At 73.7% G+C, this 8,702-nt stretch carries 8 protein-coding genes; 2 read left to right on the top strand and 6 right to left on the bottom strand.

What is annotated here, in order from left to right:
- Positions 1-319 precede the first annotated feature (319 nt).
- Positions 320-1,327, bottom strand: a complete 1,008-nt coding sequence (locus tag ACZ462_RS30235; protein WP_467809705.1) for a stage II sporulation protein M — start codon at positions 1,325-1,327, stop codon at positions 320-322.
- 133 nt (positions 1,328-1,460) lie between these two features.
- On the opposite strand from ACZ462_RS30235, the gene ACZ462_RS30230 reads away from it, so the two are divergent.
- A complete protein-coding gene (locus tag ACZ462_RS30230; RefSeq protein ID WP_467809704.1) occupies positions 1,461-2,399 on the top strand; it encodes an RDD family protein in 939 nt (312 codons plus the stop codon).
- Between the two features lie 36 nt (positions 2,400-2,435).
- Entirely contained in the window at positions 2,436-2,744 is a 309-nt protein-coding gene (locus tag ACZ462_RS30225) for a hypothetical protein (RefSeq protein WP_467809703.1), read from the top strand.
- Between the two features lie 19 nt (positions 2,745-2,763).
- Here ACZ462_RS30225 and ACZ462_RS30220 read toward each other — a convergent pair whose 3' ends face one another.
- From ACZ462_RS30220 to ACZ462_RS30200, 5 genes are all read right to left on the bottom strand, one after another.
- The gene (locus tag ACZ462_RS30220) at positions 2,764-3,381 is read right to left on the bottom strand and encodes a hypothetical protein (protein WP_467809702.1); all 618 of its coding nucleotides are present in this window, start codon (positions 3,379-3,381) and stop codon (positions 2,764-2,766) included.
- Between the two features lie 132 nt (positions 3,382-3,513).
- Complete coding sequence (ahcY, locus tag ACZ462_RS30215) at positions 3,514-4,950, bottom strand: adenosylhomocysteinase (RefSeq protein WP_467809701.1); 1,437 nt, start codon at positions 4,948-4,950, stop codon at positions 3,514-3,516.
- Between the two features lie 304 nt (positions 4,951-5,254).
- Complete coding sequence (locus tag ACZ462_RS30210; protein WP_467809700.1) at positions 5,255-6,211, bottom strand: cation diffusion facilitator family transporter; 957 nt, start codon at positions 6,209-6,211, stop codon at positions 5,255-5,257.
- A gap of 95 nt (positions 6,212-6,306) precedes the next feature.
- Positions 6,307-7,464 carry a mannose-6-phosphate isomerase, class I gene (gene manA / locus ACZ462_RS30205; protein WP_467809699.1) on the bottom strand — a complete coding sequence of 386 codons (1,158 nt, stop codon included), beginning with the start codon at positions 7,462-7,464 and terminating at the stop codon, positions 6,307-6,309.
- A gap of 46 nt (positions 7,465-7,510) precedes the next feature.
- The gene (locus ACZ462_RS30200; RefSeq protein WP_467809698.1) at positions 7,511-8,644 is read right to left on the bottom strand and encodes an SIS domain-containing protein; all 1,134 of its coding nucleotides are present in this window, start codon (positions 8,642-8,644) and stop codon (positions 7,511-7,513) included.
- Positions 8,645-8,702 lie beyond the last annotated feature (58 nt).

Raw genomic sequence — 8,702 nt, 5'->3', positions numbered from 1 at the left:
TCGTTCTTGCGTTTCAGACTCTATCAGAGTCTTTCGCGCTTCGCTTTCCGGGGTTTTCGCTTTCGCGCTTTCCCTTTCCGGCGGTTCCGACTCTACCAGAAGTTTTCCACCGGATTTCCCGGCTTCGGATTCCTGAATGAGGAGTCGTGTGCGCTCCGATGGAATTCACGATTCCGTGGAGGCGAGAGAGATGTTAAACCGCTGCTGCCGAACTGTCCAGTTCGAGGCAACCGTTCGAATCTACCTCCCCATGGCGGCCGTGTCAACGGCCGTTCCGGGACGACGAGGAGACTAGCAGCTGAACAGGCCCCTACGCACATCAGGCCGCCGTGGGCAGCGCGGCCGTGCGGTCCGCGGCCTCCACGTCGCCCACTTCCCCCGCCCGTGCCGCCCGGCCGCCGAGCACGTACACGTACGCCAGGAACACGGCCTCCGCGGCCACGCCGATCGCGATCCGCGCCCACGTGGGCAGCCCGGAGGGGGTCACGAAGCCCTCGATCAGGCCGGAGACGAACAGGACCGCCGCCAGCCCGATCGCCATGCCGAGCGCGGCCCGGCCCTGTTCGGCGAGGGCGGCCCGGCGGGTGCGCGGGCCCGGGTCGACGACCGTCCAGCCGAGGCGCAGGCCGGTGCCCGCCGCGACGAACACGGCGGTCAGTTCGAGCAGGCCGTGCGGGAGGATCAGGCCGAGGAACACGTCGAGCCGGCCCGCGGACGCCATGAGGCCGATCCCCACCCCCAGGTTCGCCATGTTGAGGAAGAGGATCCACAGCACCGGCAGCCCCAGGAACGCGCCGGCCACCAGGCAGATCGCCGCCGCCTGGGCGTTGTTCGTCCACACCTGCGCCGCGAAGGACGCGGCGGGGTGGCTGGAGTAGTACGCCTCGTACCCGCCGCCGGGCTCCGTCATCGCCCGCAGCTCCTCCGGCGCGGCTATGGACGCCTGCACCTCCGGGGTCACCGCGACCCACCAGCCGATCAGCACCCCGAGCAGCGTCGACAGCACCGCGGTCGGGATCCACCAGCGCCGGCTCAGGTAGACGGCGGCCGGGAAGGCGGAGGTGAAGAAGCGGGCGGCGTCCCGCCAGCCCGCCCGCCGGGTGCCGGTGACGGTGGCCCGCGCCCGGGCGACGAGCTGGGTGAGCCGGCCCGTCAGCACGGCGTCCGGGGTGCCCGACTGGACCAGTGACAGGTGGGTGGACGCCCGCTGGTACAGGGCGACCAGTTCGTCCGCCTCGGCGCCGGTCAGCCGGCGGCCGCGGCCGAGCAGCTGCTCCAGGCGGTCCCACTCCGCGCGGTGGGCCGTCACGAAGACGTCGAGATCCATCCGGCTGCCGCTCCCCTGCCCCTGGCCCGGCCGCTCCGCGCGCCCGGCCCTGCTCCGGCGTACTTCTTCCACGGCCAGCTTGGCAGACTGGTCGCCGAGGGGCGGGTCCGGCCACGGGGAGAGGGTTTGCAGCGTGAGCGATCTGGTGACGGGGGACGCGGTCGTCCTGGGGCTGCGGCCCGCGCGGCTGCCGAGCCGGGCGCTCGCGTACTGCCTCGACATCGCCGTGTACCTGTCCTGCTATCTGGCCGTCGCGGTCGGCCTGGCCTTCGCGACCGCCTCCCTGGACGAGGCCGCGCGGGCCGCCGTGGCCGTGTCGGGCTTCGTGCTGGGGCTGGTCGGCGTGCCGATCGCGGTGGAGACGCTCAGCGGAGGCCGGTCGCTCGGCAAGCTGGCGTGCGGGCTGCGGGTGGTCCGGGACGACGGCGGGCCGATCCGCTTCCGGCACGCGCTGGTGCGCGGGGCCATGGGCGTCCTGGAGCTGCTGCTGACGTTCGGGGCGGTGGCGTGCACGGCCTCGCTGGTCTCCGAGCGGGGGCGGCGGCTCGGGGACGTGTTCGCGGGGACCCTCGTCGTCCGGGAGCGGGTGCCGCGGCAGCAGGTGATGCCGGTGCCGCCTCCGCCGCCCTGGCTGGCGGGGCGGTTCGCCGGGCTGGACCTGTCGGCGGTGCCGGAGGGGCTGTGGCTGGCGGTACGCCAGTACCTGACGCGGATGGGCCAGCTGGATCCGCAGGTCGGCTCGGCGATGGCGGCGCGGCTCGCGGACGACCTGGCGGCCCGTACGGGGGCGCCGGTGCCGGCCGGGGTGCCGGCGGCCGCGTTCCTGATGGCGGTCGTGCACGAGCGGCAGTCGCGGGACGCCGCCCGGGCGTTCGGGTCCGCGGCCGGCGCACTGCCGGGCGCGGGCGCCGGTGCGTACGCCCCCGCCGGGCCGCCGGCGGCGTACGGGACCCCGGGGGCGTCCGGGACGTACGGGGCCGCTGTGCCGGCCGGGCCCCCCGCTGCTGCCACCCCTGCCTCTCCTCCTGCACCCGCGCCGGAGCGGCGTACCGGCTTCGCCCCGCCCGGGTAGAGCCGCTTGTCGGCGGCCCCGCCTAGGCTGCGGCCCATGTCAGTCAACATCGATCTTGCCTTCACCGTGACCGGGCTCGCGGACCGGCAGCAGGCCGAGGACGTCGTCCGGGCCGTGCAGGAGCTGCTGTACGACGAGTCGCTCGAAAACCAGGTCAGCCACGGCTGGTCCGTGGGCGACGACGGCGCGTTCTTCGTCTCCGGGGAGTCGGACCACCCGCTCGGCATCACCCGCTTCTACCTCTGGCAGCCGCACTTCGAGGGCCTCTTCGCGGCGACGGTCGCCGACGTGGCCCCTGCGGCCGCGCACGAGATCCGCTGGGGATACCCGGACGAGGAGTACTGACCGGCGGCCGCGCCCGCGGTCAGGCGCGGAATGCCGACGGCGGCGTCTCCAGGTGTTCCAGTTCGATGCCGGGCGCGGACAGGACGACGTCGCCCGCCAGGTGGACGGAGTGGACCTCGCCGGTGTCCAGGGCGGTGACCCGGTACTCGTCGACGACGAGGGGCCCGCTGTCGGTGTCGTGGACGGTGGTGCCGGCGAGCTGCCAGGCCTGGTCGACCGTACGCGGCGCCAGGACGGGATCGGTGAGCGCGACGAGCCGGACGCGGGTCGCGGCGGCCCCCGCGGCCGGGCGGAGCAGCAGCGCGGTGGCGACGAGGAAGGCCGGGGAGGTACCGGTGAACGCGGCGGCGGGGGCGTTGCCCTCGGCGGCCTCGGCGCCGGCGGGGTCGGAGCGGACCCAGGTGACCCCGTCGAGGGCGGCGCCGCGGACCTGCCAGCCCGCGAGGGCCAGTTCCACGCGGATGGGGCGGCCGAGTTCGTCGACGGCGAGGTCGACGGAGCCACGGTGCCCGCCGTCCGGGCCCGTCAGCTGGGAGACGTAGCGCCAGCCGGAGGGGCCGGGGGCGCAGTGGAAGTGCTCCTCGCCGAGCGGGGTGTGGTCGTGCGGGTCGTGGAGCGAGTAGCGGCCGCGGGGCATGGCGGGGGGTCCTTGCTGTGCGTCGTACGGGGCAGGCCCCCGGCACGGGTGCCGGGGGCCTGGCTCGGTGCTGCCGGGGCAGCGGTGCTGCGGTTCCGCGGGAGGGCCGGCGGCGCCGGCCCGCCCGGCGGATCAGTAGCGGTAGTGGTCCGGCTTGTACGGGCCCTCGACCTGGACGCCGATGTACGCGGCCTGCTCCGGGCGGAGCGTGGTCAGCTTGACGCCGAGGGCGTCGAGGTGGAGGCGGGCGACCTTCTCGTCCAGGTGCTTGGGCAGCGTGTAGACGTCGGTCGGGTACTCCTCCGGCTTCGTGAAGAGCTCGATCTGGGCCAGGGTCTGGTCCGCGAAGGAGTTCGACATGACGAAGGAGGGGTGGCCGGTCGCGTTGCCGAGGTTCAGCAGGCGGCCCTCGGAGAGGACGATGAGGACCTTGCCGTCGGGGAACGTCCAGGTGTGGACCTGCGGCTTGACCTCGTCCTTGACGATGCCGGGGATCTTGGCGAGGCCGGCCATGTCGATCTCGTTGTCGAAGTGGCCGATGTTGCCGACGATCGCCTGGTGCTTCATCTTGGCCATGTCCGAGGCCATGATGATGTCCTTGTTGCCGGTGGTGGTGATGAAGATGTCGGCGGTCTCGACGACCTCGTCCAGGGTGGTGACCTGGTACCCGTCCATCGCGGCCTGGAGGGCGCAGATGGGGTCGATCTCGGTGACGATGACGCGGGCGCCCTGGCCGCGCAGGGACTCGGCGCAGCCCTTGCCGACGTCGCCGTAGCCGCAGACGACGGCGGTCTTGCCGCCGATGAGGACGTCGGTGGCGCGGTTGATGCCGTCGATGAGGGAGTGGCGGCAGCCGTACTTGTTGTCGAACTTCGACTTGGTGACGGCGTCGTTCACGTTGATGGCGGGGAAGAGCAGGGTGCCTTCCTGCATCATCTCGTACAGGCGGTGGACGCCCGTCGTGGTCTCCTCGGTGACACCGCGGATGTCGGAGGCCAGCTGGGTCCACTTCTGCGGGGACTCCGCCAGGGTGCGGTTCAGCAGCGTGAGGATGTGGCCGTACTCCTCGGAGTCCGCCGTGGACGGGTCCGGGGCCGCGCCCGCCTTCTCGAACTCGACGCCCTTGTGGACGAGGAGGGTGGCGTCACCACCGTCGTCGAGGATCATGTTCGGGCCGCCGGTGGGGGTGTTCGGCCAGGTCAGGGCCTGCTCCGTGCACCACCAGTACTCCTCCAGCGTCTCGCCCTTCCAGGCGAAGACGGGGACGCCCTGCGGGTTCTCCGGGGTGCCGTTCGGGCCGACGGCGATGGCGGCGGCCGCGTGGTCCTGGGTGGAGAAGATGTTGCAGGAGGCCCAGCGGACCTCGGCGCCGAGCGCGACCAGGGTCTCGATCAGGACGGCGGTCTGCACGGTCATGTGCAGCGAGCCGGTGATGCGGGCGCCGGCCAGCGGCTGCGCCTCCGCGTACTCGCGGCGGATCGACATCAGACCCGGCATCTCGTGCTCCGCCAGGGTGATCTCCTTGCGGCCGAAGGCGGCGAGGGAAAGGTCTGCGACCTTGAAGTCCATGGGTGCTGCTCTCCTCATGGTTCGAGAGGTGGGTACGGCTGAGCCGCGCATCGCCGGAGGCGGTGCACCGGGCACTCAGTCCGTCGGGGGCCCTCTCTCCCCTCGGCCGGTCGCGGGACCGCCCGACCGCCATCAGCAGCGACGCCTGACACTGATGACGAATCTACACCGACCTGCGGGGCCTACCCCAGTGCACCCGGAAAATCGGGGTCGTACGGGACCGCGTGCGCGGGCCCCGGCGGCGGGTGCGCGAAAGCCCCCGCGGGGTGGGCGGGGGCCTTCGGCGGTGGGGCGGGGGGGCCGGTCAGCGGCCGGGCTTGGCGAGGGGGTCCCCCCCGGCGGCGGCCTCGGCGGCCCGGTAGACGTCCGGCTCCAGGTAGATCACGCGGGCGATCGGGACGGCCTCGCGGATGCGGGCCTCGGCGGCGTCGATCGCCTCCGCGACGCGCACGGCGGTGTCGTCGTGCCGGACGGCCACCTTCGCGGCGACGAGGAGCTCCTCGGGGCCGAGGTGCAGGGTGCGCATGTGGATGAGGCGGGTGACTCTGTCGCCGTCGACGACGGCCGCCTTGATCTTCTCGATGTCGTCGAGGCCGGCGGCCTCGCCGAGGAGCAGCGACTTCGTCTCGGCGGCCAGGACGATCGCGATGAGGATGAGCAGGACGCCGATCGCGAGGGTTCCGATGCCGTCCCAGACGCCGTTGCCGGTCAGGAGGGCGAGGCCGACGCCGATGAGGGCGAGGACGAGGCCGACGAGCGCGCCGAGGTCCTCCAGCAGCACGACGGGCAGTTCAGGCGCCTTGGCCCGCTTGACGAACTGGCGCCAGGTCAGGCTGCCGCGCAGCGTGTTCGACTCCTTGATCGCGGTGCGGAAGGAGAAGGACTCCGCGATGATCGCGAAGACGAGGACGCCGACGGGCCAGTACCAGGCCTCGATCTCGTGGGGGTGCTTGATCTTCTCGTAGCCCTCGTAGATCGCGAACATGCCGCCGACGGTGAAGAGCACGATGGAGACGAGGAACGCGTAGATGTAGCGCTCCCTCCCGTACCCGAAGGGGTGTTCCGCGGTGGCCTCTCGCTTGGCCTTCTTCCCGCCGAGGAGCAGCAGCCCCTGGTTTCCGGAGTCGGCCAGCGAGTGGACGCTCTCCGCGAGCATCGACGACGAGCCACTGAAGACGAAGGCCACGAACTTGGCTACGGCGATGGCGAGGTTGGCGGCGAGTGCCGCCACGATCGCCTTGGTTCCGCCCGACGCGCTCATGGGTGCTGGATGTCCCTTCCTCGGTACGGCGGCCCTGGCCGGGGCGCCGCGCTACGGCCGCACATTCTTGCAGCCGCCGGCGGCCCGCCCGGACCTCAGAGGACGACGGTGGCGCGGAAGACCGTGCCGGGCCCGGTCAGTTCGACGGACTCGCCGGCCGGGACGAACACCGACTCGCCTGGCGCCAGGGCCAGTTCGCCGGCGGTGGGGCGGCCCGCGGTGCACAGCAGGATCTGCGGGGCGCCGGCCGGCAGGCGGTGGGGGGCGGCGCCGGGGGCGAGGGCGAGGCGGGAGAGGCGGAACTCGTCGATGGGGGTGTCGTAGACCTCCTCGTCGCCGTCCTCGGGGCGCAGCAGCGCCGGGTCCCCGGGGTCGAACCGGACGATCCGCAGCAGTTCGGGCACGTCCACGTGTTTCGGGGTGAGCCCGGCGCGCAGGACGTTGTCGGAGTTGGCGAGGAGTTCGACGCCAAGTCCGTCGAGGTAGGCGTGCGGGACTCCGGCGCCGAGGAACATGGCTTCGCCGGGCTGGAGGCGGACGTGGTTGAGGAGCATGGCGGCGATGACGCCGGGGTCGCCGGGGAAGTGGTGGGCGAGGGTGGCGTACGGGGTGTACGGGCCGCCGAGGCGTTCGGCGGCGGCCGCGGCCTCGGCGACCGTACGGGCCATCTCGGCGCGGTCCGCGGTCAGGACGGCGGTGAGCATCTCGCGCAGGGCCGCGTCCTCCGGGTGGGCGCGGAGCAGGTCCACGTACGGCGTGAGGGAGTCCACCTTCAGGCCGTCCAGCAGCGCGGCGGCCTCCCGCGGCGGGCGGAACCCGCACAGCCCCTCGAAGGCGGTGATGGCGCAGACCATCTCCGGCTTGTGGTTGGGGTCCTTGTAGTTGCGGTGGGGGGCGTCGGCGGGGATGCCGCGCCGCTCCTCGTCGGCGTATCCGGCGCGGGCCTGCTCCAGGTCGGGGTGGACCTGGAGCGAGAGGGGCGCGCCGGCGGCGAGGATCTTGAAGAGGAAGGGGAGGCGGGGGCCGAACCTGGCGACGGCGGCGGCGCCGAGTTCCCGTTCGGGGTCGGCGGCGATGACGTCCGCGAGGGTGGTCTCGCCGGCGCCGCGGTCGAGGCGGGAGGGGGCGCCGGGGTGGGCGCCCATCCACAGTTCGGCCTGGGGTTCACCGGTCGGCTCCACGCCGAGGAGCCCGGGGATCGCGGTGGGCGATCCCCAGGCGTAGGGGCGGATCGTGTTGGTCAGGCGGTCCATCTGTGTGCGTCTTCCCGGGAAGGACGGAGCCGGCGCGGTGGCGTGCTCACCCGTGTCCCTTGGTCGCCAGGGCCAGGTAGGCGGTCGCGAAGTCCGTGACGGCGAGGAGTTCGGCGAGTTGTTCCAGCTCTCCGCCTTCCTCGGGTTCGATCTCGCTGACGGCCGTGTCGTGGCTGAGGGCCAGTTCGCGCGCGGCGGGGGCGGCGGAGAGGCCGCCGGCGGGCCGGTCGCGCAGCAGGACGACGCGGGCGCGCAGGGCCCCCTCCTCCTCGACCCGGTCGCGGAAGAAGTCGTCGGGGTCGGCGCCGGCGGCGAAGGCACCGGAGAGCAGGACGCCGTGGGCGGGCAGCGCCTCGGGGAGGTCGGCGGCGAGCGCGGGGCGGCCGGCGAGTTCGGCGAGGGTGGCGGCGAAGCGGCGGCCGGCCGGGGCGGCGCCCGCGCCTTCGCTCCAGATGAGCGGGAGGGCGTCGGCGAGTTCGGCGGCGAGCGTCTTGGCCGGGTTGGAGTAGGTGGCGATGGCGGGGCCGCAGCGCTCGGCCGTGCGGTCGAGGCGGTCGGCGACGCGCTGGAGGGTCTCGGCGGGGGCGGTGACCAGGCCGACCTTGTCGAGGAGCAGCAGCAGCGGCGTGAGCAGGGCCCACAGGGCGCCGGGTCCGGCGGCGGCGGACTCGTCGTACTCCTGGTACGGGGCCTTGGCCATCGGTACGAGGAGTCCGTGCGCGCCGGCGACGGCCTCGCCGAGCGGGGAGCGCTCGGGGGCGACGGCGACGACGGTGCAGCCGCGCCGGTAGGCCTGCTCGGCGAGGACGGCGAGTCCGGGTTCGGTGCCGTCGGTGGTGGCGAGGAGCAGCAGGTCGACGGGGCCGACCCAGCCGGGCAGCGCCCAGCGCAGGGCTCCGGGGGCGTGGGCGACGCCGGTGGGGTGCAGGCGGGTGACCGGGGCGGAGGGCGCGGCGAGGGCGCCGAGCAGGTCGGCGACGCCGGTGGCGGCGGTTCCGGGGCCGGCGATGAGGACGGCGCGGGGGCGGCCGTCGGGGCGGAGTTCGCCGAGGCCGGCCTCGGCGGAGTGCCGGGCGGCGGTGCGGACTCTGGCGCCGGCCTCGGCTGCGCCGCGGAGCAGGCCGCGGCGGTCGGCGCGGGCGAGCTCCTCCGGTGCGTCGAGGAGCGTCTCGTCGAGCATGGCGGCCTCCGGCTGGGTCGAAAGGGCGGGCGACTCGGGTGCTCGGGCGCCCGGCGCT

It is taken from the genome of Streptomyces sp. NPDC031121 (assembly GCF_055570615.1).
This window is presented reverse-complemented; position numbering and strand designations above follow the sequence as displayed.

Bases quoted from the DNA above. Each gene is read 5' to 3' on its own strand.
- ACZ462_RS30235 (WP_467809705.1), bottom strand. From the start codon at position 1,327: ATGGATCTCGACGTCTTCGTGACGGCCCACCGCGCGGAGTGGGACCGC.
- ACZ462_RS30220 (WP_467809702.1), bottom strand. From the start codon at position 3,381: ATGCCCCGCGGCCGCTACTCGCTCCACGACCCGCACGACCACACCCCG.
- ACZ462_RS30225 (WP_467809703.1), top strand. From the start codon at position 2,436: ATGTCAGTCAACATCGATCTTGCCTTCACCGTGACCGGGCTCGCGGAC.
- ahcY (WP_467809701.1), bottom strand. From the start codon at position 4,950: ATGGACTTCAAGGTCGCAGACCTTTCCCTCGCCGCCTTCGGCCGCAAG.
- manA (WP_467809699.1), bottom strand. From the start codon at position 7,464: ATGGACCGCCTGACCAACACGATCCGCCCCTACGCCTGGGGATCGCCC.
- ACZ462_RS30210 (WP_467809700.1), bottom strand. From the start codon at position 6,211: ATGAGCGCGTCGGGCGGAACCAAGGCGATCGTGGCGGCACTCGCCGCC.
- ACZ462_RS30200 (WP_467809698.1), bottom strand. From the start codon at position 8,644: ATGCTCGACGAGACGCTCCTCGACGCACCGGAGGAGCTCGCCCGCGCC.